Here is a 24,579-nt window from a genome sequence, read left to right on the forward strand (position 1 = left end):
GTCAGGCCACCTGCCGGGTGCTGTGCGCGACGGGCGGAAGACCACCGAACTCGGCGTCGAAGGCTTCCATGATCCCGGGTTCGTTGATCACGCGCCGGAAGACCGCAGTGGCCGTCGCGAGGGCTCGTTCTTGCTGCTTCTCGTCGGCCAGTCGGGCCAGGTAGTCCTTGATGGTCAGCCCCTGGGCATCGGCGAGCTCCCGCAGTATGTCCCTGGTGGTGTCGTCGATCTTGACTGTGGTGTCGGCCATATGGTGAGTATACCGTGAAGAATACTTGTTCGACTACCGTTTTCAGGTGCGGTAGGCCCCCATCGCCACCTGCACGAACGACCGCAGCAACGGATTCCCGTCCCCCTCCGCCCACGCCACCACCACCCGGCTCGGCGGCATGTCGGCGACCGGGACCACCGTGAGCCCGGCTCCCGGGTCGTGGCCGGCCAGTGTCATGCCCACCGTGCCGTTCCAGAGCACCGCCTGTCGGCACTCCTGAACGGCTCGCACTACTGGCCCCTCCCGCGACTCCCCGCCGTTCCAGTACGACTGCCAGAGCCGGTCCGTGTCCTCCGGGAACCGGAACCAGCGCCGGTCGGCGAGGTCGGCCAGCTCCAGGCTCTCCCGGCCGGCCAGCGGATCGTCGGCACGGAGCAGCGCCCCCACCGGATCGGCGTGCAACTCCCGTACGACCAAGCCCGTTTCGTCGAACGGCGCGCGGGTCAGGGCGATGTCGACGGCACCGGCGTGCAACCCGCAGGTAGGGTCCGTCAGGTCGGTCTCGCGGATACGGATCTCGACGCCCGGGTGCCGTTCGCGATACGCGCGAGCCAGGCGCCGTACGCCCGGATCCGTGCTGTCGCCCAGGAGGCCGACGGTCAGCACCCCGGCCCCCGCCGCCGTCGCGACCCGCACGCGCAGCCTGTCGGCCTGGTCGAGGAGCGCGCGGGCCTCGTCCAGCAGGACCGCTCCCACCGGGGTCAGGGCGACCCCGGCCGGCGACCGCTCGAAGAGCCGCGCGCCCATCTCGGCCTCCAGCGCCTTGACCGCACGGCTCAGCGGGGGCTGGCTCATATGGAGCCGTGCGGCGGCCCGGCCGAAGTGGAGTTCCTCGGCGACCGCCACGAAATAGCGCAGCGTCCGTAGCTCCATACAGCAACGATACCGATCGGGTATGGAGGCGGCGGATCACGGTGTCGCCTCTGGCCGAGGCCGCAGCGGTGCGATCAGACCGTGGCGCGGATGATCAGCGTGCCGATGTGTCCCGGCGTCGGGGCGTCCAGCACCGTCGCCTCCGCTGAGGTGAACCCTGACCGGAGCAGGTGCCGCTCCCATACCGCGGGCTTGTAGCTGTACCGGTAGGTGAACATCGCCTTCCCTGCGAACCCGCCCTTGTACATGCCCTGCGGGCCGTAGGCGCCGGGGATGGCCGGTGGCTGGGATAACACGAAGACACCGCCCGGGACAAGGCGCTCCCGGACAAGCGGGAACAGACGGGTCGGGTCGGTGAACCAGGCCGCGCCGAAGACGGAGTACACGGCGTCGTACCGGCCCTCGTCGGCGGCGAGCCACTCCAGGATCTCTCCCTGCTCGATACGGACGCCCAGCGGAGCCCACTTCTCGCCCGCGAGACGCACCATCCGCGGCGACAGGTCCACGCCGGTCGCCTTGACACCCTGCTGCGCGAGGTGGGCCAGCGCTCGGCCGGTGCCGCAGCCGACCTCCAGGACGGACTCCGGGCCGCCCAGCAGTTCGGGCCCGGGGCCGTGGCCGGCGTACTGGGTCCAGCAGAACGACGGCACGGCATCGTCCTTGAACGCCGACTCGGCGTAGGCGTCCCACAGTTCGGTCTCGGCGGCGATGTCGTGGGGAACGGGCACGGCGGTTCCTTCGGGTCGTCGGGATGCGGGAGGCCCCGCCCTCGGGAGCCGTGAGGACGGGGCGAGTGTAGCCGGGTCAGTGGCTGTCGGGGACCTTGTCGTCGCACGGAGAACAGTCCGCGCCGTCGATGGCCCACAACTCCTCGTCGACCGCCCAGCCCTGCGAGCGGAGGAACTCGCCGGTCCGCAGGCACAGGCCGTCGCGGCGGCGCTCGACGAACGGGGCGTGGTGCTTGAATCGGCCGCCGTTGTAGAGACGGCAGATTCCCCACCAGACGGGTGTGTCGAGGATGAGCTGGTGGACGCCGATGTCGACGAGCTTGCCGACCCCGAGGTGCTGGTCGGGGTTCTCGATGGATCCCATGACGTACATGACGGCGTTGCCGAGGATGCGTTCGGCCATGTCGCGGACCATGGTGTGATCGCGCAGGAGCAGGGCGACCTCGCGGTCCCACAGGCTCATGCCGGAGTCGAAGATGTTGACGGTCAGTTCGGTGATCTGCGGGGCGACGGCGTTGAGGAGTTCGCGCGGGTCCCGGGTACGGGTTACGGCAGGTCGTTCCAAGGCGACGGTCACGTGTTCCTCCTGGTGTGGATGCCCGGCGCCCCATGCGAGGCGAACGAGGTTCGGGTCCGCGGAGCAGTCGCCGAGCCACACGTCCCCGGCTTCGTACCCCATGACAGAGCTGGTCGATTGGGCCATGACCAGGACCGTAGGGACTCTGATTGCTCGCCTGCGGGCCGATTGCGCGTGATTGCGTCCGCAGGTGGACAGCTTGCCTCTGATTGCCTACGCGAGGTCCAGAGAGGCCCGAGCGCGGCCGATCAGACGGCGTGCCTTCGGCCCGTACTCGGCCGACTCGGCGAGCCATTCCCATGCACGTTCGTACAGCTCAATGTCCTCGGCGCCGTTGAGCCACAGTTCTTCGCTGATGGTCTCGACGATGACCAGTCGCCGGTCATAGATCCAGAACGCGTGCGGGGCCGTACGGCGTAGCTGCGCTCCGAACGGCAGGATGCCGATCTCGATGCGCCGTTGCCCGACGAGGTTGTACAGACGGTCGAGTTGTTCGGCCATCACGTCCGCAGGGCACGACCGGTGGTAGAGGGCGGCCTCGCACACCAGGAACCGGAACGTCTTCTCCGGGTCGTACAGCGCGTTCTGGCGGCGCATTCGAGCCTCGACGGCGGCGTCGCTCGTCGAGGGGATCCCGCGGAATGCGGCGTTGGTCTCGAAGAGGACGCGGGCGTACTCCGGAGTCTGGAACAGGCCGGGGATGCGGATGACTTCCAGCCCGCGGATCACCGTCGTGGACTCGGTCTGCCGTACCGCGATCTCCTGCCGCGCGCGATGCCCGCCGGCCAGCTGCCGCCGCCACGAACGATGCTGCTGCTTCATGTCCAGGGAGGCCAGCAGCCCATGTAGTTCTGCCTCGGCATCTGCGCAGCCGACCGCCCGGGCCCACGCGGTGAGGTCTTCGCGAGTGGGGGTCTGCTTGCCGTTCTGCAAGCGGCTGACCTTCGAAGTCGGCCAGCCCAGTTCGGCTGCCACGTCTTTGCCTTCGAGACCTGCCTCGACGCGCAACTCGCGCAGGCGCGCGCCGAGGGCTTCACGGGCGGTCTGGAAGTCGGTACTCACACAGTGGAACGTACTCGTTCGGTGAACTCCCGCGTTGGCGTTGCGTAGTGCCATGCAGCGTCGCGGACCTGGCAGGCGGCGAGGACTTCGGCGGGGTCCTCGGTGACGTACACGCCGAGGGTGGTGTTGTTCTCGTCGAACGCGAACCGGACCACGGTCTTGGAGTCGAAGATCCAGAAGTCGAGGTCGGGCAGCCGCAGTTGTTCGGCGTGGCTGCGGGTGAGGTTGCGGATGTCCTCGCCGGCGTCGACGGCCCCGAGGCCTGTCGCGAGCAGGAACCGCTGCCCCTCGGTCATCGGCTCGTCGATCAGCCGGACCCGCTCGAACCGCTTGCCCGCCTCCGTCTGGGCGCGGACGTTGGCATGCCATGCACTGTCCGGGTTGTAGCCGAACGACTCACCTGCCTGGAACTTCGGCCAGTTGGGACTCTTGAGGTCGGAGGCGTATCCGCGACGGGTTTCCAGTCGCCAGGCGGTGTGCCGGAAGTCGCGAAACAGGTGCGAAACGGACGCGAACGGCTGGAGGTCGGGCGCCGGGGTCTTCGGCGCATAGCGCGTGAGCAGGCTGCGCGGTACGCGTACGAAGGTCTCCTCGGGCTTTACGTCCCGCAGCTGCGCAAGGTGCTCGGGGTCGGTCTCGCGGTCGCCCTGGACGAGGATCTCGTCGGTGCCCTCGATCTCGTACAGAGTGGGGCAGTCGCCTTCCTCGCTGGTCGTGCCAAGGAACCTGAGCGTCATCACGCCTCCGTCGCCTGGTGGTCGGACGTCCAGGATGCGAGGAATGGTGCCCGGGCGCCGGAGAATTGCAGCAGATTGCGCACCGGGGCCGGCAGCCGATGGTTGCGCGCAACCGATGCGTCAGGCGGGTACGCCGTTCACTCGTCTCCGAGGAGGAGCGCAGCGTCCGTAGCTCCATGCAGCAACGATACCGATCGGGTATCGAGGTGACGGAACGGGTCTTGGACAGCCGTACCACCCCGGCCGTCGAATCGGGACATGACCACTCACGAGAACACCCCCGCTGTATCCGTCGTCGGCCCCGGCGACGGCGAGGTGCTGATGCTCGGTACCACCCGGATGCGCGTCCTGGAGGACGGGCGTACCACCGGTCACCGCCTCGGCCTCGCCGAGTCCGTCCTCGCGCCGCACACCCCCGGTCCGCCGCAGCACCGGCACGCCCGGCACGACGAGGGCTTCTACGTCGTCTCCGGCTCGGTGCGCTTCACGGTCGGGGACGAGGAGTACGACGCCGGCGCCGGGACGCTCGTCATGGTGCCGCCCGGCGCCCCGCACACCTTCGCCAACGTCACCGGCGAACCGGCCGTCATGCTCAGCACGTTCACGCCCGATCTGTACGTGCAGTACTTCCGGGACCTGCGGGACCTGTTCGCGGCCGACGGGCCGCCGAGCCGGCAGGCGAACATCGACGTGATGAGCCGTTACGCCACCGAGCCCGCCGACGTCTCATGAGCGTCGCGTACTGGATCACGGCCGGTCTGCTCGCCCTCTTCTACCTCTACGGGGGCGGGCTGAAGGTCGTACGGAGCCGGGAGCGGCTGTTGCCGATGATGGCGTGGGTGGACAGCATGCCGATGCCTGCCGTCAGGGCCATCGGGGTGGTGGAGGTGCTCGGCGCGACCGGCCTGGTCCTCCCGCGCCTGACCGGCGTCGCGCCCTGGACGGCCCTGGCCGCCGCGACCGGGTTCGTCGTCCTCCAGATCGGCGCGATCAGGGTCCATCTGAGGATGGGGGACCGTCAGATTGCCCTCAATCTCGCGCTTTTCCTCGCGGCGGTGGTGACCGTGTGGCTGGCGGCGGTTTCCTGATCGTAATTAATTCTTGGACAACTCGCTGTGCCGACCATGAGTCTCCTGTGGAGCGCGGATCAAGGAGACCGCGCTCCCGTTGTGCACAGGGGGACGAAATGGACGCACCAGAGACACCATCCGAAGCGCCGCCGGAAGAGCCCGGGGAAACAACGCCGGAAACTCCGCCCGATATACCGAAAAGACGCCGTACCGGCACACTGATCGCCACCGCCGCCGTACTCGGCATCGTGGCCGGTACCTGCGTCGGCTACCTCGTCCAGGCCGACCGCGAGCCCACCGCCCTGCCGCCCCTCTCCCAGCCGTCCGTCGCGCAGGCGAAGGGTGCCGGTCCCGAGCCGCTGTCGGCCGCCCAGGACCGGGAGGTCAAGGCCGACGGCGATCTGCGCAGGCTGCTGCTGAAGAAGCCGAGGGGCGCGCGTGCGGCCCTGTACACGGCGGGCAGCGGCGGCTGGATGAGCCTCGCCGACTACGCGGAGACGTACGACAGGCCCGCGAGTGGCTTCGCGGACCTCGTCGCCAATGAGTTCCGGCGGGCGGCCGTCACGGACTGGCGGGAGAGCGGTACGTACAGCGTGGAGATCCGCCTGGTCCAGTACCGCCAGGAGGAGACGCTCGGGGCGGCCGACGCGGCCGACGGCGGTTACTACTGGGCCGACAAGGACGCCGGCACGGACGGCCGGCCGATACCCGGCACCGGCGACGGCATGGCGTACGTCCACAACAAGCCCCACAGCGAGCAGGGTTACGTGGACGTGTACTCGGCCGAGGCGCACGCCTGGCGCGGTGACATCGCCATGGAGATCTGGGTCTTCGACACGAAGCCGGTCCCGAAGGCGAAGATCATGGATCTGGCGAAGCGGCAGATGGAGCGGCTGTGAGCGAGGAACTGTCCGGCGTGGCCGGTGAGGCTGACGGGGTGGGCGAGGCCGGTGGGATCGAGGAGATCGGTGAGGTCAGTAGGGCCAGTGAGACCGATGAGGCCAGTGAGACCGGCGGTCGTCAGCGGCGGCGTATAGCCCGGATCGCCGGGATCGGCGTGCTGCTCGTCGCCGTCGTCGCGGGGGTCGCCGGCACCGCCGTGAGCGTGACCGGCGCCGACCGGGATCCGGGAGTCCCCGGCTGGGACCTGCCGAAGACGGCCAAGGGCAAGGCGGAGGAGGCGGCGGCCGGGGGAACCGGTCTGCAGGCCCTGCTGCTGCCCTACGGCACCGAGGGGTTCGGGCGGGGCCCGGACATCGGGGAGTTCGGCTCCGACGCCCGGCTGTCCGGCCGCCAGGCCACCGACCTGCGCAAGGAGTCGCTCAAGGACCTGCCCCGCTCCCAGCGCAAGGAACTGGAGCGGCTGATCGACAAGCAGCAGACCAAGGGCATGGCGATGCGCAGCTACCTGAGCACCGAGACGCCGACGGAGGGCACGTCGTACTCGGACCACGCCTACACCGTCGACATCGTGCTGTCGCAGCTGGGCGACCAGCGGACCGTGCGGACCGTCGCCACGGCCCAGCAGGAGTTCTTCGACGCGCTGAAGGTCTTCCGGACGGGCCCGGAGGTGAAGGGCCACAAGGACGCCGCCTGCTTCCTGCCGCCCGCCGACTCGGCCGAGAAGCTGGACATGATGGTGTGCTCCGCGTACGTGGGTGACGTGCTGGTCAGCGCCACGGCCACCGGTGCCAAGCCGCTGGACGAGAAGGGTGTGGCGCTGTTGCTCGGCGAGCAGCTCGACCGGATCAAGAACCCGGGAGTGGCGGTATGACCATGAACCAGCCCGAGCAGACCGTGGAGCCGGTGGAGCGCGCGCAGGCCGTGGAGCCGGTGGAGCGCGCGCAGGCCGTGGAGCCGGTGGAGCGCGCGCAGGCCGTGGAGCCGGTGGAGCGCGCGCAGCCGGTGGAGCGGATAGAGCCCCTGCAGGCCCAGCCGGTGGAGCCGGTGGAGCCCCTGCAGGCCGTGCAGCCGGAGTCGGCCGGCGACCTCCTGCCGTCCGAGCCGCCGTCCGAGCCGCAGCCCGAGCCGCAGCCCGCGGCGAAGGACCGCCGTCGGCTCCGGGCCGCCCTCCGCTGGGCGTCGGCCGTGGCCGTCTTCGCGGTCGTCGGCACCGGAACGGCGTACGGCATCACGCGCGCGGACCGGACGGACGTACCCGGCCTGGCCACGCACTCCGACGGCCGCTGGGAGTACCCCACCCTGGTGAAGCCGCCGCTGCCGTCCGGCAGCCCGGCGCCGTTCGCCGAGGCCAACAAGGTGAACGCGCACTACGCCGACCTGCGCCGACTGGTGCTGTCCGCACCCCGGGGCGCCACCGCCGACGGCGCCCTGCGCGGCACGGACGGCTGGCTGGCGACCAAGGACTTCCTGGCGCTCTACGCCGACAAGGCGGACCGCGAGGAGCTCGCCGGGAAGCTGGCCGACTACGGGCTCCGGCACATCGCGGCCCGTGGCTGGACCACCCCGGACGGTACGCACACCGGGATCTACCTGCTCCAGTTCGGCAGCGCCACGATCACCGAGAAGCTGCTGAACAACGAGATGACCGTCGATGACGCGCCCGCCTACCCGGTGCGCGGCGCCGACACGTACCTACGGGACGAGGAGTTCCCGGACGCCGCCCGGATCACTGACGTCCTCCTGGCGCCGTACGTGGAGGACAAGCCGTACGGCGCCGAGCAGGTGCGGCTGGCCTGTCTCGCGGCCGGCGACACCTTCGGCGTGATCGTCCAGTCCCGGAAGGGGGAGGCGCTCGCCGTCCCCTTCCAGCAGACGGTGACGCTGCAGAGCGAGCTGCTGAGCTGACCCCGCGAGGGCGTACCTCGCCAAGAGCACCGGGCCCCGGCCGCGTAAGCTGGGGCCCGGCTCTTGTACGTACGCCCACCCTCGCTCAAGGAGCACCCGTGGAAGCCTTCTTCGAAACCCTGCTGGTCCTGGTCTGCGTCGGCGTCATCGCGTTCGCCGGGCTCACCGTGAAGAAGCTGTACCAGGGCCAGCGCTGAACCGAGTCCGAGTCTAGGAACCACCACTCATGATCGAGATTCCGTCCGACCTGCACAAGGACCTGGTCCCGCTCGCCTTCCTGCTGGGCAGCTGGGCAGGCGCGGGTGTCCATGACTTCCCGGGCTCGGAGAAGTGCAACTTCGGCCAGGAGGTCACCTTCAGTCACGACGGACGGGACTTCCTGGAGTACCACTCCCAGACCTGGGTGCTGGACAACGACGGGAACAAGGTCCGCCCGCTGGAGACCGAGCACGGCTTCTGGCGCATCGACGCGAACCGCAAGGTCGAGGTCACGATGGTCCGCGACGACGGCGTGATCGAGATCTGGTACGGCGAGATGGCCGTCAAGAAGCCCCAGATCGACCTGGTCACCGACGCCGTGGCCCGGACCGCCGCCTCCGCCCCGTACAGCGGCGGCAAGCGCCTCTACGGCTACGTCAAGAGCGACCTGATGTGGGTCGGCGAGAAGCAGACCCCCGAGGTCGAGCTGCGCCCCTACATGTCGGCCCACCTGAAGAAGGTCGTCACCCCGGAGGACGTCGAGCGCTGGGCCAAGGCCCTTCCCGACGACATGCCGGACGACGGCATCGCGTTCTTCAAGTAGTTCCGAACATTAGAAGTAGTTCTAGACTTTCGGTGTGGTGAGCACCGACTGGAAGAGCGACCTCAGGCAGCGCGGCTACCGGCTGACGCCGCAGCGGCAACTCGTGCTCGAAGCCGTGGACACCCTTGAGCACGCGACCCCCGACGACATCCTCGGTGAAGTGAGGAAGACCGCGTCGGGGGTCAACATCTCGACGGTCTACCGGACCCTGGAGCTCCTGGAGGAGCTGGGGCTGGTCAGCCATGCCCATCTCGGGCACGGGGCGCCGACGTACCACCTCGCCGACCGGCACCACCACATCCACCTGGTCTGCCGCGACTGCGAGAACGTGATCGAGGCGGACGTGGCGGTGGCCGCGGAGTTCACCGCCAAGCTGCGGCGGGACTTCGGCTTCGAGACGGACATGAAACACTTCGCGATCTTCGGGCGCTGCAAGGACTGCACGCTGAAGAGAGCCAAGGCGGCATCCCCCGCATCCGCGTCCGTCCAGACTTCAATTACCGAGTCGTAGGCTTACTCATATGAAGAGCCCTCTGCTGTCCCTGCCCGGCGCGGTGCCCGCCGAGGGCGTGGACGAAGGCGTCGCTGCACACTACGGCGACCTGTTCCGCGAGCAGCGCGCCCTCGCCGACGGCGCCGGTTTCGTCGACCTCTCCCATCGGGGGGTCGTGGCCGTCACCGGCGAGGACCGGCTGAGCTGGCTGCACCTCCTCCTCACCCAGCACGTCAGCGAGCTGCCGGCCGGCGAGGCCACCGAGGCGCTGATCCTCTCCGCGCACGGCCACATCGAGCACGCGCTGTACCTGGTCGACGACGGTACGACCGTCTGGGCCCACGTCGAGCCCGGCACCCAGGAGGCGCTGATCGCCTACCTGGAGTCGATGAAGTTCTTCTACCGGGTGGAGGTCGCCGACCGGACGGACGACTTCGCCGTCGTCCACCTGCCCGCCGGCTCGATCGCCGAGGTCCCGGACGGCGCCGTCGTACGCGAGACGGCGTACGGCCGTGATCTCTTCCTGCCCCGCGCCGACCTGGAGTCGTTCGCGCGGAAGGCGGGTCCGGCCGCCGGGCTGCTCGCCTACGAGGCGCTGCGCGTCGAGCACCACCGGCCCCGGCTCGGTTTCGAGACCGACCACCGGACCATCCCGCACGAGCTGGGCTGGATCGGCACCGCGGTGCACCTCCAGAAGGGCTGCTACCGGGGCCAGGAGACCGTGGCCCGGGTGCAGAACCTCGGCAAGCCGCCGCGCCGCCTGGTCTTCCTCCACCTGGACGGCAGCGACGTCCACCTGCCGCCGCACGGGACCGAGATCCGCGTGGCCGACGAGGGCGAGGACGGCCGGAAGGTCGGCTTCGTGACGACGTCGGTGCGCCACTTCGAACTGGGGCCGGTGGCCCTGGCGTTGGTCAAGCGCAACATCCCGGCGGACGCCCGGCTGATCGCGGGGGAGACGGCCGCGGCACAGGAAGTGATCGTCGAGCCGTAGCCCTGCCGCGGGGATCGGTCCACAAGCTGAGGATCTCCGTAAGCACGCTGCGAGATATGCCGTTGACACTCCATAATTGGCAACGGGCGGCGACCACTTGGACACGGTGTGCACGTGTTCGACCCGGCGAGCGGCGTGCCCTCGGGGGGAGGCGCCGTGACACCGCAGGAGGAGTTCGCCGAGGCGCTGCGCGTCCGCCGGGAGGCCGCGGACCTCTCCCTCGCCGAGCTGGCCCGCCGGGTCCACTACAGCAAGAGCTACCTCAGCCGGGTGGAGAACGGCCTGCGGCCCCCGGGCCGGCTGCTGGCCGAGCGCTGTGACGCCGCCCTGCGGGCCGACGGCGCCCTGCTCGCCCTGCTGCCGCCCGGACCCGAGCAGCACGAGCGACGGGACGAGGCCGACCAGCCCGTCCGCGGCACCCGGCGCCGCCCGCCCCCCGATCCGGCCCCGGCCCCGGCCCCGCCCGCCCGGCCGAGCGGCTACGGCGCCGGGTTCGACCAGCACATCCGGCGCGGCGACACCCGCCACCTGCTCGGCGAGATGTACGAGGCGGGCCGGCACTACCAGGCCGCCTACGAGGCCGCCGGCGGCGACGAACTGGCCCGCGCGCACGCCGTCGTCCGCAGCGCCCGGCGCTGGTCGGACCCCGGACAGGTCGACCGCGACCTGCTGTTCCGCATCGACGCCTGCCTGGCCGCGCTGGCCGGCCGCGAGGACACCCGGGCGGTGGAGCTGCGGCTGCAGCTCACCGCCCACCGGGCCAAGAAGCTCGCCATGGCCATCGGCGCCGACACCGCGGTCACCGGCGCCGAACCCCGCACCGGCGCCCGGCTGGCCCGCCAGGCGCTGGCGGAGCTGCGCGAGCGCGGCCGCCGGCCGGCCGGAGCACCCGGCGGCGTGGGCGACGAGGCCCGCTGCGAGGTCCTGACCGAGACCCGCTGGGCGCTGTACGACTTCGAGCCCGCCCGCGCCCTGCTCGCCCTCTCCACCGAACTCCGCGACCTCGCCGTCCGCTCCCACTCCGCCTACTTCCAGGGGGAGGCGCTGGTCGCCCTCGCCATCGACCAGCTGCGCACCGGCCGGGTGCCCGCCGCCGAGGCGACCCTCAGCCGGCACCGGGAGTACGCGGCCCGGCACCGCAGCCGGCTCGCGTACTGGCACCAGGGCACCCTGGACGCCCTGATGAGCCTGTGGCGCGGGGAGTTCGCCGCCGCCGAGGGCTGGATCCTCGGGGAGGCCGGGCAGGTGGCGGCGGCGATGGAGGCCGGCCTTTCGATGCCCGCGGACGCCCTCAGCCAGACCGTGCTCGGCCAGGAGTACTGGCTGCGCTACGAACAGGGCCGCCTGGCCGAGCTGTTCGCCTCCCCGCGCATGGCCGGCGTCCAGCGCCGCGGCTACTTCCCGGTGTGGCGGGCGGGCCTCGCCCTGGCGCTGTGCGCGACCGGACGGTACGAACAGGCCGCGGACCAGCTCCGGGCGTTCGCCGCCGACGCCGGTGACTTCACCCGGTTCCCGCCGAGCGGCTGGGCCCTGCCCACCGCGGCGACCCTCGCCCTGGTCTGTGCCGACCTGGCGGAGCGCGCGGACCGCCGTACCGAGGTGTCGGCGTACGTCCCGGCGCTGCGCGCCCTCCTCGACGCGCACGGCGACGAACTGGTGCTGGCCGGCTGGCCCACCGTGCTGCTGGGCCCCGCCGCCCGCTTCAGCGCCCTGCTCGCGCTCGTCGCAGGCGAACCGGAGACCGCGCTCGGGCACCTCGCCCGCGCCGTACGCCTGGCGCAGCGCTACCCGGCGCAGATGGCCCGGCTCCGCCTCGACGAGGCCCGCGCCCGGCTCCGTACCGGCTCGCCCGCCGCCCTGTCGCCCGCCGCCCTGGCCACCGCCCACGGCCTGGCCCGGACCGCGCTCGGCACGGCGGAGGAACTCGGCATGGTGACGCTGGCCCGGGACTGCCGGGAGCTGCTCACATCTCCAGCAGGACGGTGAACGGGCCGTCGTTCGTCAGCGACACCCGCATCTGCGCCCCGAACCGCCCGGTCGCCACCGTCGCCCCCAGCGACCGCAGCTGCGCCACCACCTCGTCCACCAGCGGCTCCGCCACCTCCCCGGGCGCCGCCGCGTTCCAGGTCGGCCGCCGCCCCTTGCGGGCATCGCCGTAGAGCGTGAACTGGCTGATGACGAGCAGCGGCGCGTCGATGTCACTGCACGACTTCTCGTCCGCCAGCATGCGGACCGACCAGAGTTTCCGGGCGAGTTGGGCCGCCTTCTCCTTCGTGTCGTCGTGGGTCACGCCGACGAGCACGCACAGGCCCTCGCCCTCGATCGCGCCCACCGTCTCGCCGTCCACGACGACACTCGCACCGTCCACCCGCTGTACCACCGCTCGCATGCGGACCATCATGCCCGGTGGTCCCGTGGCCCCCACAGGGGCCCCATTATTGATCCTTAACGTCCCAACTAGGGCCGTTCGGGGGCACTCGGTCACATTGCGGCCACTTGGGGTGACACCATGCTTCCACACGCCGGTCGAGGGGACGGTAGAGACGCATGAGCACACCGAGTACGGGGCGACTGAAGACGCAGGGCACACCGAGCCTGCACCGGCCGCCCGCACAGCGCGGCGAGGACATCCCGCTGCCCGTGGAACCACCCGAGCACGACCTGGCCCGCCTGAGCCTGCCCGAGCTGCGCGTCCTGCGCCGGGACGCCCAGCGCGACGAGGCGGACCTGAGCTATGTACGACGGCTGCTCCAGGGCCGTATCGACATCCTGCGCGCGGAACTGGCCCGCCGCTCCCCGGCGGGCGCGGCCTCCGTCGTGGACCGCCTCCCGGAGATCCTCACGGACGCCCCGGCCCGCCACCGGTCCTCCGCCCGCCACGTCACCCTGGGCACCCCGCACAACGAGGAGTACGGCAGGCTGGCGGCCGACATGCTGGCCGAGGTCGAACTCTCCGACCTGGAGGCCCGCACGGACACCGAGCTGACGACGGCGATGGGCCGCCTGGTCCGCTACGAACAGGAGGTGTCGCGGCGCAGGCAGCACCTGCAACGAACGGCCGACGATTCGAGCGGAGAGATCACCCGCAGGTACCGGGAGGGCGAGGCACAGGTCGACGATCTACTGACCTGAGGCGAAGCGCCCCGAAAGGGGCGCGGGGAACTGCGCGACCAGCCCCCACGCTCCCGCAGCCAAAATTGAATCGGCACCACCCCTACCCAACACCTACCGTGCTGTCATGACTGACGCCGTCGAAGTCCGCCCCATAACCGAACCCGAGCTAGCCGACTGGCACCGTGCCCTGGCCACCGGCTTCCTCCAGACCCCCACCCTCTCGGCCGACCAACTCGACGCCCGCCGAAGGCAGTTCGTACCGGGCAGACTTCTCGGCGCCTTCGACGGCCCCCGCTGTGTCGCGACGTTCCGCTCCTTCGACCAGGAGCTGACCGCCGTCGGCGGCGCGACCGTCCCCGCCGACGCCATCTCGAACGTCACCGTGACCCCCACCCACCGCCGCCGCGGCCTGCTCACCCGCATGATGAGCCAGGACCTGGCCGCGGCGAAGGAGCGCGGAGACGTGGTCGCGACCCTGATCGCCGCCGAGTACCCGATCTACGGCCGCTACGGCTTCGGCCCGGCGACCACGCTCACGGAGTGGACGATCGAGGTCGCCCGGTCCGGCCTGGACCCGCGCTGGTCGCGCCCCGAGGACGGCGGCCGGATCGACCTCGTCGACGGCGAGGACGTCCGCAAGCTCGGCCCCGACCTGCACGAACGCATCCGCCGCAGCACCCCCGGCGCGGTCAGCCGCACCGATCTGTGGTGGCAGGGGCGTACCGGCGTGATCCGCTGGGAGGCCGACTGGAAGGAGCCCTACTTCGCGGTGTACCGCTCGGCGGCCGGCGAGGTGGAGGGCATGGTGTCCTACGAGTCGGACGACAACTGGCAGGGCAAGCAGCCGTACAACACGGCCGACGTGCACTGGCTGCTCGGCACGACCCCGGCGGCGGAGCGCGCCCTGTGGCACTACCTGTGCTCGATCGACTGGATCACCCGGGTGAAGACCGGCTGGCGGTCGCCGGACGACCTGCTGCCGCACTACCTGCCCGACCCGCGCGCCGCACGCGTCACCAACCAGGCGGACTGGCTGTGGGTGCGGATCCTGGACGTCGTACGGGCTCTGGAGGCGCGGACGTACGACAGGGCGGGGTCGCTGGTCCTTGAGGTGGCGGACCGGCAGGGGCTGGCCGGCGGCCGGTTCCGGCTGGACGCCTCCCCCGATGGGGCGTCCTGCACCCCGACCACCGACACCCCCGACCTCGCCCTCGGCGTCGCCGAACTGGCGAGTGTCTGGCTCGGCGACCAGTCCGTGGCGCGGTTGCACGCGCTCGGACGGGTCCAGGAAGAGCGAGTGGGCGCCGCCCGGGAGGCCGACGCCCTGCTGCGCGCGCCCGGGCGTCCTTGGTGCCCGGACATCTTCTGAGACGGGTCTCCTTCCTCGCGGGGACGGGTGCCTGAATCACCTTGTTCAGTTGTGTCTGTGCTGTTGTGTCTGTGCTGTGCTGCTCATCCGTAGCGAGCTGTGAAGTTGTGGCTGTGCGGGTCTGCCTGTGTTCGGTTGTCGGTGTTCAGTTGTGACTGTGCTGGTCGTGCTGGTCGTGCGCCCCGACGGCCGGGCCTGGTGGACCGGGCTCCCGGCTCCCCTCCGGAAGGGAACCCGGATGGCCAACCGCCGAGGAAGTATGACCATGTTGCATGAGTTGGTGACCAACTCCACAGTACTTATCTCCACTTGGATGCGACTCATAACCACCTTCCCGTGAACTGCCGAAAGATGGCGGGAAGTTGTACTGTTTGTCCGTGGACCCGGAACTCGCCTCCGTCAATGGGCGGAAGAGGTCACAGCGGCCTCAGGCGTCACACCGCGAGGTGGCGGACGAGCTGCGCACCCGGATCAGGTCCGGGGTGCTGCGGCCGGGCCAGCGCATGCCCACGCAGGCCAAACTGGCCGACGAGTTCGGCGTCGAGCGCGGGGCCGTACGGCAGGCACTGCGCATCCTGCAGTCGGAGCACCTGCTCACCAACGTCTCGAAGGGCGCTCCGGCGACGGTGGCCCAGGATCCGGGCCCGGCATGGCCGGCGATGGGCTCGGAGGCGCCGCCGCAACCGACCATGGTGGCCCTCACTCCCCGCATAGAGGCGGCCTTCGCGGCCTCGCACGTGAGGATCGACGCGCTCTGCCTGACCTCGGTCTCGCTCAACCTCGCGCTCGGCGGGCCGCTGCGGCTCATCCACGCGGGGCGGCTGGAACCGGCCAAGATCGACGTCCGGGTGCTGCTGCCGAGCCGGAACATCGACCTCGCGTTCCCGACGGCGGTGGCGGCCGACGCCTCGGCCGAGGACGCGGTGCACGACCGCTGGCTGGCCCAGCGCAACGCACAGGGCCAGGTGCTGCGGCACAACCTGCTGGCGCTGCGCGCCACGCACGGCATCGACGTGCACGTCACCTTCCGGGCCCTGCCGTTCACCCCGCCGGTCAAGCTGTACCTGCTCAACGGGGCGGAGGCGCTCTTCGCGTACTACACGCTGGGGCGCCACGAGCGGGAGATCGACCACGAGCACCTGCAGACGTACGACGCCGAGGGCACGCAGTCGATGCTCTTCGCCTTCGAACAGGGCGCGGGGCTGCGGGACACCACGTTCGTGGACCAGTCCACGAGGTGGTTCGACGCCCTGTGGGAGACGATCAGTTCTGAGCTGCACCTGACGTCCTAGGGCCCCGGGACCGGACGGGTCCGGGACCGGACACGGGCCCAGGTGCCTACAGGGCCGGCCCGGTGAGCATCAGGGCGAGCAGGACGGCGCCGGCGGAGCTGAACGCCGGGCTCTTGGCCTTGATCCCCACGGTGAGCAACAGCAGACCGATAATGCCAGTGGCACCGTACTTCGACTGGACCATCTGCTCGAAGCCGATGACGAAGACGGCGGAGACGAGAGCGAGGGCGGCAGGCATGGTGGTTCCCCCCATCAGTCGGGAAGCGAGGCTTCCGCCAACTCAATCAAGTTGGTGACCAACTCTGATTAAGTTGTCCCCAGTTGGCTACTACTTATAAACAACCTTCAAACAACTCCCGCTAGATGGATCAAAGTTGTAGCGTTTGGTCGTGACTCAGGAGAACGTGGCAGTGAACGCCGGCAGCACACCCAAGGAGATCGCCGACATCCTGCGGGAGCGCATCCGCTCGGGCGACCTCAGGGTGGGCGACCGCCTGCCCACCCAGGCCGAACTGGCCGAGGAGTTCGGGGTGGAGCGGGGGACCGTGCGCCAGGTCGTGCGGGCACTGCAGGACGACGGTTTCCTCGTCGACGTCGGCAAGGGCAGCCCGCCGCGCATCGCCGAGCCCCGGCCCCCGGCGCTGGACGAACCCCAGCCGACGATGGTCGGCCTCGGCCCCCGCATGACGGAGGCGTTCGCCGCCGCGCACGTTCGCATCGACGCCGCCTGCCTCACCGCCCAGAGCCTGCTGCCGGCGCTCGCCGAACCCCTGCGCATGATCCACGAGGGCCGGTTCCGCCCCGAACGCATCGACGTCCGCGTCCTGCTGCCCAGCCGCGACATCCCGCTCGCCTTCCCGACGGCCGTCGTCGACGGCGACGACGACACGGTCCACAACCGCTGGCTCGGCATGCGCAACGCCCAGGGCCAGGTCCTCCAGTACAACCTCCAGGGCCTGCGCTCCACCCACAAGATCGACGTGAACGTCACCTTCCGGGCCCTGCCGTTCACCCCGCCGATCAAGCTGTACCTGCTCAACGGCGCGGAGGCGCTCTTCGCGTACTACACGGTCACCCGCCGCGAGGAGCAGACGGAGGACGGCCCGCTCGACATGTACGACGCCGTCGGCTCGGAATCCCTCCTCTTCTCCTTCGAGAAGCGGACCGGTCAGCGGGACGCCGCGTTCGTGGACCAATCCCAGAAGTGGTTCGACGCCCTCTGGGAAACCATCACGACGGACCTGACACTCTCTTAGTGACTTCTGATACGACGCAGACTGAACTGGTGGCAGCCAAGCGCAAGAACGCGACCAAAGAGCTAACGGAACTGGTCAGAAGCGCCCGTGTCGTCCTCTGGGACTTCGACGGGCCGATCTGTGGTCTGTTTGCGGTCCACTCGGCGGAAGGGGTCGCCGACGACCTGGTGGAGTGGCTTGCGAGCCGGGGTCTGAGCGGCCTGGTCACGGACACCGAGCGCGACTCCCTGGACCCGCAGGTGCTGCTGCGCGCCGTGGACGACCGGCACTCCGGCAGTGACCTGGTCGTGGAGTTGGAGGAACGTCTCACCAAGGAGGAGTTGCGGGCTACGTCGACGGCGAGGCCGACGGCGTTCGCGGACGTCCTCATACAGACCTGGCGGGCGCTCGGCGCCCGTATGGCGGTCACCACCAACAACTCCCCCCGGGCGGTCCGTGCCTATCTGGAGGACCGCGGTCTCACCCCGTGCTTCGCGCCGCACATCTACGGCCGCACCCAGGACCTGCACCGCCTCAAGCCCGACCCGCACTGCCTCAACCGCGCCCTCAGCGCGATGGGCGCCGCCCCCGCCGCGGCCCTGATGATCGGCGACTCCCTCTCGGATCTGGAGGCGGCCGCGAGGGCCGGCGTCCCCTTCCTCGGCTACGCGCGTAACGAGCCGAAGGCCAAGCTCCTGACCGAGGCCGGGGCCGGACATGTCGTCGGCTCGCTGGAGCCTCTGCTGGCGATTCTGCGGGGCTGACGCCGACCCGCCGCACCGGATCCGTGCCCACCGCAGTCCGAGTCGACTGGTTGACTGGTTGACCGCCAAGTGGACTGGTTGGAGTGTGCGGCCAGGCGTCCCGGAGTACTTTCGGCGTGTGGTCGACCCCAGCGACGAAGCCGGCGGTGGCAGGGCGTTCCGACCGGTCCTCGTGGAGTTGCGGCGCAGACTCTCCGGGGGCCGCTATCCGGTGGGCACCCTTCTGCCCCCGCAGCGAGCCCTGGCGCAGGAGTTCGGCGTGTCCCGTGACACCGTGCAGCGCGTGCTGAGCGACCTGCGCGCCGAGGGCTGGATCGAGTCCAGGCAGGGGCAGGGATCCCGGGTCCTCGTGAGGCAGCCCGTCCCTTCCACCACGCCCCGGCCGACCGGGTTCCGTCCCCCGACGACCCTGGGTCCGGTCATCGGCGAGGCCTTCGAGCGGGACGAAGTCACCCTGGACGTCTGCGCGTTGACCTCGGAGAGCCTGGACGCACACGTCCGGGTGCAGTCCGAGCGCATCCACGCCGGCGTCATCACGCCGCAGCGGATCGCCGTGCGCCTGATCCTGCCGGCGGAGACGCTGTCCATGCCCTACCCGAGAGCCGTGGGCGACCCGGGCGACCCGCGCCTGCCGACGCGCCTGCGAGCCGTCACGCGGGCCCACACCGCCTCTCTGCGCACGGTCCTTGAACAACTGCGCAGCGAGCGTCTGGTGCCGTGCGTCGAGTTCGAGGTCCGCCGCGCCGAACTGACCCCGGCCTTCCAGCTGTATGTCGTCAACGGCGACGAGGTACTGCACGGCCTGTACCTGCCTGTCGTCCGCACGGTCTTCCTCGCCGACGGCGACGGCGACGGCGACGGCGAGGAGGTGGAAGCGGTGGACGTCCTGGGGCTCGGGGCGACCCTGACCCGCCACGTCGGCGACGCCGACCAGGACTCACCCGGATCGGTGTTCGTGACGAGCATGACGGCCTGGTTCGACGCGGTCTGGGAGCTCCTGGCCGAGTGAGTCCGGGAGCGATCCTTGTGCGCCAACATGCGCGCCCCGACTGGGCGATCGCTCGGATTCGCGTGTATGGGACGGGTGGGAGGGCGGACGCACCCGATCCGGCGGACCACCCGTGGCGGCGGCCGGGCACAGGGCCCCTGTTGGCGCGCTGGCAACTTCCGTAACTGGATATCGCGGCGGCCGCAGTGCGTTAGCATGCCGGAACCGGCTGAGCAACCGCTCGGGTTCGGGGCAGGAGGTGGCGTAAACGCGGCCTCGGCCGACAGGGCACGGATGATGAGCGGACCACCGTTGGGCTACTCCTCCGGGCCTGTGGTCGTGCCGTTTTCAGCACCCGGGAATAGCGTTCTTCCCGACCTCCCCCTTCAGCGCGTGTTCGAACCCTCCGGAGCGGCAAGTGGGCGCACCGTTTCTCCCTCTCGAAAGCGGAGGACGCTCCGGCAGACCCGGGCCCGCTGCCGTACTCAGGGCCTTCGCCCGTCATGCGGCAGGCCAGGGGCATGCGAGTGTCGGTTTCCACAACCAGAACTACGTCCTGCCCGTCACCGACGAAGCGGCCGGCGCGCTCCATGTCGAACCGGGCACCCTCGTCACCGTGCGCGTGCGCAAGCCCGACGCCCTGTCCGTGGTGATCAGAACCTGGCCTAACGAGGCACAGATCCTCCGGACGGTCCGTCGGGTGCTGCCCGATGTTCCGGACTGCCTCTTCGAGGGCAAAGGATTCGCCATCCACAGCCATGTGGAAGGCGTCCCCCTCTCCAGCGTCTGCGGCAACGGCAAGCCCGTCGACAGCCTCCTCCTGAAGGCCCTGGCGGCCCAGCTCGCCGGCCTGGCGCAGCTGCGCGGCGGCGCCGACCTGCCGCCCCTGCCCGCGCTGTGGCCCCGGAACTACACCGACAGCCAGGCCTTCCTGCGGATCCTGGCCCGGATGGCCGACCTCCAGATCCGCCAGCCCAACTGGCACCGCTTCGGCGGCCTGTTCACGGCACTGGGCGTCCCCGAGGACGCGCTGCTCCGGTACGCCGACCGCGTGCCCGCGATGTCCCGCCGGCCGTACAGCCTGCTCCACGCGGACCTGCACCGCGACAACGTGATCATGTCGTACGACGGTGCTCCGCCCCTCATCTGTGTCGACTGGGAACTGGCCACCTTCGGCGACCCCCTGCACGACCTCGCCACCCATCTCGTCCGGATGCGGTACCCGGCCCACCAGTGGGACGAGGCCGTGGCGGCCTGGGCGGACGCCATGCGGCTGGTACGGCCCACCGCGGTGCACGGGGCGGCGAAGGACCTGCGGCACTACGTGGACTTCGAACGGGCGCAGTCCGTCTACCCGGACGTGATGCGGGCCGCGAAGTCCCTGGAGGAGTCCTTCGACCAGAAGAGCCTGGACGAGGCGACCGCGGCCGTCCGCCGCGCGCTGGAGGCCGGTGCCGAACCGCTGCGGCTGCGCACGATCCCGCAGGACCGGGAGATCGAGCGGATCCTGTTCCGCTGGCGGGCGTCCTCACGGTCGGGCGGCGGCCGGCCCGGACCGGTCACCGAGGTCATCGACTGGAAGCCCGACCCGCGCGTCCCCGAGCAGCCGGACTTTCCCCGCGCCGCGGTCACCGACGCGCTGTTCCTGGAGGGCGCGGCCCCGGCCCGCCGGGTGTTCAAGGGCACCGCGCACCTCAACTCCGTGGTCTGGGTGCCCGGCACCGACTTTCCCGTGGTGGTCCGCCGCAGGGTGCCCCACCTCCTTCGCCGCGAGCCCAGCTTCCTCAGCGAGCACGCGGTGCTGCGGGCGATCGCGAAGTCCGGGGCCGCGGTGGCCGCGCCCCGGATCCTGGCGCTGGGGGAGAGCCACTCGCACCTGCTCTTCGACATCCGCACCTACTCCCGGGACCGCTTCGCCATCCACACCTACGAGGGCCCGAGCGACATCGACCGCACCCCCGACCACCCCGTCAACGGCCTTCGCCCGCACGAGGCCGACGCCCTCGTCGACCAGCTGGCCGAACTGACCCGGGTCGCCTACCGTCAGCTCGACCCGGCCGCCGACACCCCCGGGTTCTCCTTCTACGGCTGGCTGAGCGACCAGCTGGTCGCCCTGGTCGGCGCGCTCCCCGAGGAGTCCCGGCAGCTCGCCAGGGTCCTCGGTCTGCCCGAGGCCTCCCGGCTGCGCGAGATCCTCGCCCGGCACCAGGTCGGCCACCGCGACCCCGTCCTGCTGCACGGCGACCTCAACCCCTGGAACCTGGTGCGCCGCGACGACCGGCTCGCCCTCACCATCATCGACTGGGAGATGGCCCTGGTCGGCGACCCGCTCTACGACCTGGTGCGGCACATGCACCTGACCCCGACCCGGCCGGAGATCCGCGACCGGATGTTCCGCCGCTGGGAGCGCACGCTGGCCCCCGGGTTCACCAAGGACTGGCAGCGGGACTGGCGGGTGTACCGCTGGATCGAGATCGTCCGCTCCGCCTACGTCGACCTGGACCGCCTGGTCACCGGCGCGGGCCTGGACGCGCCGAACGTACGCCGCGCGGTCGACTCGTACGCCATGACCCTGGCCGCCGCCACCGCCTCCCTCGGTCTCACCGCCCGGCACCGGGCCAACCCCTACCTCACCCGCGCCCTCGGCTGACCGCCGCTGCGTAGGCTCGTCCCATGGGTGAGACGGGCCTGCGTGAGCGCAAGAAGCGGCGGATGTACGAGGACGTGTCGGACATCGCCGTGCGGCTGTTCCTGGCGAAGGGGTTCGACGCGGTGTCGGTCGCCGAGGTGGCCGCCGCGGCCGGGATCTCCAAGCCGACGCTGTTCCGGTACTTCCCGGCCAAGGAGGACCTGGTCCTGCACCGGATCGCCGACCACGAGACGGAGGCCGCGCGGCTGGTCGCCGGGGCCGGGTCGCCGGTCGGCGTGCTGCGGGCCCACTTCCTCGACGGCCTGGGGCGCAACGACCCGATCACCGGGCTCAACGACCACCCGCAGGTCCTCGCCTTCCACACCCTGCTCAACAGCACCCCCACCCTGGTCGCCCGGCAGTACGCCTACCTGGAGCGGTCGGAGGCCGCGCTCGCCGAGGCCCTCGGCGGCACCCTGGAGGCCAGGCTGGCGGCCGGCCAGATCATCGCCGTACAGCGGATCCTCGCGCAGGACAACTGGCGGCGGATCGCGGCGGGGGAGCGGGTCGAGGACGTGCGGGAGGACGCGGTGCGGACGGCGGAGCAGGCGTTCGGACGGCTGGAGCGGTCGCTGGCGGCCTCCGGCTGAGTGTCGGTAAAAAATTTAACCCGGTCACGATTTCTCGTTTACGCTGTTCCCCATGGAGCAGGAACTCGACCGCGAACGCGCCTACCACGACAGCTGCCGAACCGCCCTCGCCCGCATGGTCGAGGGCGCCGTCGAGCACGTCGTCACCGGTGAGGACGTCTCCGCGTCCGGTGCCGACGCCGAAGTGCTCGGGTACCGGCTGCGCAGCCGGGCCAAGGAGATGCGCGAGCTCCCGGAAGGACCGCTGTTCTTCGGCAAGCTGGACTTCGAGGCCGGAGAGCACGCGGGGCAGAGCTACCGCATCGGCCGGCTGCGGATCAGCGAGGAGCCGACCGCCCCGCCCCTCGTCGTCGACTGGCGTGCCCCCGTCTCCCGCGCCTTCTACCAGGCCGGCCCCGACGACCCGCAGGGCGTGGCGGTACGGCGCCGGTTCGGCTGGGCGCCCGGCAGCCGCGGCGACTCCGCCGACCTCACGGGGATGGAGGACGAGCGGCTCGGCAAGGGCGAGTCCGGGACCGGCACACTGCTCACCCGGGAGATCGAACGGCCCCGCGTCGGCCCCATGCGCGACATCGCCGCCACCATCCAGCCCGACCAGGACGACCTGGTCCGCGCCGGCCTCGCCGACTCCGTCTGCGTCCAGGGCGCCCCGGGCACCGGCAAGACCGCCGTCGGCCTGCACCGCGCCGCCTACCTCCTCTACACCCACCCGCAGCGCATCCGCCGCTCCGGCCTCCTGATCCTCGGCCCCAACCGCACCTTCCTCTCCTACATCTCCGAGGTCCTCCCCGCCCTGGGCGAGACCGGCGTACGGCAGACGACCCTGCGCGAGGAGATCGGCCGCCACCCGGTCACCGGCACCGACCCCGACCGCACCGCCGCGCTCAAGCACGACCCGCGGATGGCCGAGGTCCTGCGCCGCGCCCTGTACGCCCGGGTCCGCACGGACGCCGTCACCCCCCTCTCGCTCTCCGACGGCACGTACACCTGGCGGGTGCCGGCCGGCACTCTGACGGCGATCGTCGAGGGGGTACGGGACGAGGAACCGCCGTACGCCGTCGGACGGGAGCGGGTGCGGGGGCGGGCGATGCGGGCCGTGCAGCTCCAGGCCGAACGGCGGGCGGGCCCGCAGCCCGGCGCCTGGACCCGGCGCCTGGAACGCTCCCGTGCGATGGGCGCCTGCCTCGACACCGTCTGGCCGAAGGTGCGCCCGGAGGAGGTGGTGGCCGAACTCCTCACGGACGGCGGGGTGCTGGCGGCGGCCGCCGAAGGGCTCCTGACCCCCGGCGAACAGCGGGACCTGCGCTGGGCCCGCCCGCCGCGCTCGTACAAGTCCGCCCGCTGGTCGGCCGCCGACCTGGTCCTCCTCGACGAGGTCGCGGGGCTCGTAGAACACCCCGAGGGGTACGGCCACATCGTCGTCGACGAGGCCCAGGACCTGTCTCCCATGGAGTGCAGGGCGATCGCCCGGCGGGCCGTGTTCGGCTCCCTCACCGTCCTCGGCGACCTCGCGCAGGCCACCACGCCCTGGTCGGCGCGGAGCTGGGACGCCGTACTGGGCCACCTGGGCAAGCCGGACGCGGCCGTCGTCCCGCTCACCACCGGCTTCCGCGTCCCGGCGGCGGTCGTGGACCTGACCAACCGGCTGCTGGGGCGCCTGGGTACGGACGTACCCCCGGCCGAGTCGTACCGCGCCGACGGCGAGGTGCGGATCCGCCCGGCCGACGACGTGCACGCGGCGACGGTCACCGCTGTCCGGGAGGCCCTGGCCCACGAGGGTTCGGTGGGGGTCGTGGCGGCGGACGCCCAGGTGAGCGCCGTACGCGAGGCGCTGACGGCCGCCGGCGTCGAACCGGCGGGACCGGACGAGCTGGGCGCGCGGGTGGCCGTGGTCCCGGCGAGCATGGTCAAGGGCCTGGAGTACGACCACGTGGTGGCCGTGGAACCGGCGGCGGTGGCGGAGGGCGAGGAACGGGGGCTGCACCGCCTGTACGTGGTCCTGACGAGAGCGGTGTCCCGGCTGGACGTGGTGCATGCGAGGCCGCTGCCGTTCTAGCTTTCAAGGGGCGCGGGGAACTGCGCGAGCAACCCCCACGCACCCGCAGCCGCCCTGCAACCTTTCC

26 protein-coding genes are annotated in these 24,579 nt (G+C 71.0%); 18 read left to right on the forward strand and 8 right to left on the reverse strand.

Features of this window, described 5'->3' with window-relative positions; genetic code table 11:
- Nucleotide 1: 1 nt before the first annotated feature.
- From SSP29_RS18135 to SSP29_RS55790, 6 genes are all read right to left on the reverse strand, one after another.
- On the reverse strand, nucleotides 2-250 hold the full coding sequence (locus SSP29_RS18135) for an antitoxin MazE7 (protein ID WP_089101753.1): 249 nt from the start codon (nucleotides 248-250) through the stop codon (nucleotides 2-4).
- Between the two features lie 42 nt (nucleotides 251-292).
- Nucleotides 293-1,144, reverse strand: coding sequence for a LysR family transcriptional regulator (locus tag SSP29_RS18140; protein ID WP_089101754.1), 852 nt, complete (start codon nucleotides 1,142-1,144; stop codon nucleotides 293-295).
- Nucleotides 1,145-1,218: 74 nt separating this feature from the next.
- Nucleotides 1,219-1,872, reverse strand: coding sequence for a class I SAM-dependent methyltransferase (locus SSP29_RS55780; RefSeq protein ID WP_089101755.1), 654 nt, complete (start codon nucleotides 1,870-1,872; stop codon nucleotides 1,219-1,221).
- 76 nt (nucleotides 1,873-1,948) lie between these two features.
- Entirely contained in the window at nucleotides 1,949-2,449 is a 501-nt protein-coding gene (locus tag SSP29_RS55785) for a glycine-rich domain-containing protein (RefSeq protein WP_089102364.1), read from the reverse strand.
- Nucleotides 2,450-2,662: 213 nt separating this feature from the next.
- A complete protein-coding gene (locus tag SSP29_RS18155) occupies nucleotides 2,663-3,511 on the reverse strand; it encodes a helix-turn-helix domain-containing protein (RefSeq protein ID WP_089101756.1) in 849 nt (282 codons plus the stop codon).
- Entirely contained in the window at nucleotides 3,508-4,248 is a 741-nt protein-coding gene (locus SSP29_RS55790) for a DUF6879 family protein (protein ID WP_089101757.1), read from the reverse strand. The genes SSP29_RS18155 and SSP29_RS55790 overlap by 4 nt, the downstream gene beginning before the upstream one ends.
- Before the next feature lie 258 nt (nucleotides 4,249-4,506).
- Between SSP29_RS55790 and SSP29_RS18165 the strand changes: the two genes are divergently transcribed.
- From SSP29_RS18165 to SSP29_RS59770, 9 genes are all read left to right on the forward strand, one after another.
- The gene (locus SSP29_RS18165) at nucleotides 4,507-4,980 is read left to right on the forward strand and encodes a cupin domain-containing protein (protein WP_089101758.1); all 474 of its coding nucleotides are present in this window, start codon (nucleotides 4,507-4,509) and stop codon (nucleotides 4,978-4,980) included.
- Nucleotides 4,977-5,336 carry a DoxX family protein gene (locus SSP29_RS18170; protein WP_089101759.1) on the forward strand — a complete coding sequence of 120 codons (360 nt, stop codon included), beginning with the start codon at nucleotides 4,977-4,979 and terminating at the stop codon, nucleotides 5,334-5,336. The genes SSP29_RS18165 and SSP29_RS18170 overlap by 4 nt, the downstream gene beginning before the upstream one ends.
- Before the next feature lie 230 nt (nucleotides 5,337-5,566).
- On the forward strand, nucleotides 5,567-6,217 hold the full coding sequence (locus tag SSP29_RS18175) for a hypothetical protein (RefSeq protein ID WP_150134402.1): 651 nt from the start codon (nucleotides 5,567-5,569) through the stop codon (nucleotides 6,215-6,217).
- Entirely contained in the window at nucleotides 6,214-7,092 is an 879-nt protein-coding gene (locus tag SSP29_RS18180) for a hypothetical protein (protein ID WP_150134403.1), read from the forward strand. Before SSP29_RS18175 ends, SSP29_RS18180 begins: the two co-directional genes overlap by 4 nt.
- Complete coding sequence (locus tag SSP29_RS18185) at nucleotides 7,089-8,126, forward strand: hypothetical protein (protein ID WP_150134404.1); 1,038 nt, start codon at nucleotides 7,089-7,091, stop codon at nucleotides 8,124-8,126. The genes SSP29_RS18180 and SSP29_RS18185 overlap by 4 nt, the downstream gene beginning before the upstream one ends.
- A gap of 226 nt (nucleotides 8,127-8,352) precedes the next feature.
- Complete coding sequence (locus SSP29_RS18195) at nucleotides 8,353-8,928, forward strand: heme-binding beta-barrel domain-containing protein (RefSeq protein WP_089101762.1); 576 nt, start codon at nucleotides 8,353-8,355, stop codon at nucleotides 8,926-8,928.
- Between the two features lie 34 nt (nucleotides 8,929-8,962).
- Complete coding sequence (locus SSP29_RS18200) at nucleotides 8,963-9,439, forward strand: Fur family transcriptional regulator (RefSeq protein WP_089101763.1); 477 nt, start codon at nucleotides 8,963-8,965, stop codon at nucleotides 9,437-9,439.
- A 10-nt stretch (nucleotides 9,440-9,449) separates the two neighbouring features.
- Nucleotides 9,450-10,415, forward strand: coding sequence for a CAF17-like 4Fe-4S cluster assembly/insertion protein YgfZ (gene ygfZ / locus SSP29_RS18205; protein ID WP_089101764.1), 966 nt, complete (start codon nucleotides 9,450-9,452; stop codon nucleotides 10,413-10,415).
- A gap of 156 nt (nucleotides 10,416-10,571) precedes the next feature.
- The gene (locus tag SSP29_RS59770; protein WP_089102367.1) at nucleotides 10,572-12,401 is read left to right on the forward strand and encodes a helix-turn-helix domain-containing protein; all 1,830 of its coding nucleotides are present in this window, start codon (nucleotides 10,572-10,574) and stop codon (nucleotides 12,399-12,401) included.
- Here the strand turns inward: SSP29_RS59770 and dtd are convergent.
- Nucleotides 12,379-12,804, reverse strand: coding sequence for a D-aminoacyl-tRNA deacylase (dtd, locus tag SSP29_RS18215; protein WP_089102368.1), 426 nt, complete (start codon nucleotides 12,802-12,804; stop codon nucleotides 12,379-12,381). The two genes, SSP29_RS59770 and dtd, sit on opposite strands and share 23 nt — an antisense overlap.
- A 158-nt stretch (nucleotides 12,805-12,962) precedes the next feature.
- Here dtd and SSP29_RS18220 point away from each other — a divergent pair, with 158 nt between their 5' ends.
- The 3 genes from SSP29_RS18220 (at nucleotide 12,963) to SSP29_RS18230 (ending at nucleotide 16,190) form a co-directional block, all read left to right on the forward strand.
- Entirely contained in the window at nucleotides 12,963-13,547 is a 585-nt protein-coding gene (locus tag SSP29_RS18220) for an RsiG family protein (protein WP_089101765.1), read from the forward strand.
- A 106-nt stretch (nucleotides 13,548-13,653) separates the two neighbouring features.
- The gene (locus tag SSP29_RS18225; RefSeq protein ID WP_089101766.1) at nucleotides 13,654-14,898 is read left to right on the forward strand and encodes a GNAT family N-acetyltransferase; all 1,245 of its coding nucleotides are present in this window, start codon (nucleotides 13,654-13,656) and stop codon (nucleotides 14,896-14,898) included.
- Between the two features lie 371 nt (nucleotides 14,899-15,269).
- Nucleotides 15,270-16,190, forward strand: coding sequence for a winged helix-turn-helix domain-containing protein (locus tag SSP29_RS18230; RefSeq protein ID WP_089101767.1), 921 nt, complete (start codon nucleotides 15,270-15,272; stop codon nucleotides 16,188-16,190).
- A gap of 46 nt (nucleotides 16,191-16,236) precedes the next feature.
- On the opposite strand, the gene SSP29_RS18235 is transcribed toward SSP29_RS18230, so the two are convergent.
- Nucleotides 16,237-16,428 (reverse strand): hypothetical protein, encoded by a 192-nt coding sequence (locus SSP29_RS18235; protein ID WP_089101768.1) that lies wholly within the window; start codon nucleotides 16,426-16,428, stop codon nucleotides 16,237-16,239.
- 145 nt (nucleotides 16,429-16,573) lie between these two features.
- On the opposite strand from SSP29_RS18235, the gene SSP29_RS18240 reads away from it, so the two are divergent.
- The 6 genes from SSP29_RS18240 (at nucleotide 16,574) to SSP29_RS18265 (ending at nucleotide 24,512) form a co-directional block, all read left to right on the forward strand.
- Complete coding sequence (locus tag SSP29_RS18240; RefSeq protein WP_089101769.1) at nucleotides 16,574-17,446, forward strand: FadR/GntR family transcriptional regulator; 873 nt, start codon at nucleotides 16,574-16,576, stop codon at nucleotides 17,444-17,446.
- A gap of 29 nt (nucleotides 17,447-17,475) precedes the next feature.
- The gene (locus SSP29_RS55805) at nucleotides 17,476-18,189 is read left to right on the forward strand and encodes an HAD family hydrolase (RefSeq protein ID WP_245883133.1); all 714 of its coding nucleotides are present in this window, start codon (nucleotides 17,476-17,478) and stop codon (nucleotides 18,187-18,189) included.
- Between the two features lie 118 nt (nucleotides 18,190-18,307).
- Nucleotides 18,308-19,198: a winged helix-turn-helix domain-containing protein gene (locus SSP29_RS18250; RefSeq protein ID WP_245883134.1), complete on the forward strand. Its 891-nt coding sequence runs from the start codon at nucleotides 18,308-18,310 to the stop codon at nucleotides 19,196-19,198.
- Nucleotides 19,199-19,595: 397 nt separating this feature from the next.
- Complete coding sequence (locus SSP29_RS18255; protein ID WP_089101772.1) at nucleotides 19,596-21,827, forward strand: aminoglycoside phosphotransferase family protein; 2,232 nt, start codon at nucleotides 19,596-19,598, stop codon at nucleotides 21,825-21,827.
- A gap of 23 nt (nucleotides 21,828-21,850) precedes the next feature.
- Complete coding sequence (locus SSP29_RS18260) at nucleotides 21,851-22,456, forward strand: TetR/AcrR family transcriptional regulator (protein ID WP_089101773.1); 606 nt, start codon at nucleotides 21,851-21,853, stop codon at nucleotides 22,454-22,456.
- Between the two features lie 52 nt (nucleotides 22,457-22,508).
- A complete protein-coding gene (locus SSP29_RS18265) occupies nucleotides 22,509-24,512 on the forward strand; it encodes a HelD family protein (RefSeq protein WP_089101774.1) in 2,004 nt (667 codons plus the stop codon).
- Nucleotides 24,513-24,579 lie beyond the last annotated feature (67 nt).

The organism is Streptomyces hyaluromycini (genome assembly GCF_002217755.1).
In the GTDB taxonomy this organism is placed as follows: domain Bacteria; phylum Actinomycetota; class Actinomycetes; order Streptomycetales; family Streptomycetaceae; genus Streptomyces; species Streptomyces hyaluromycini.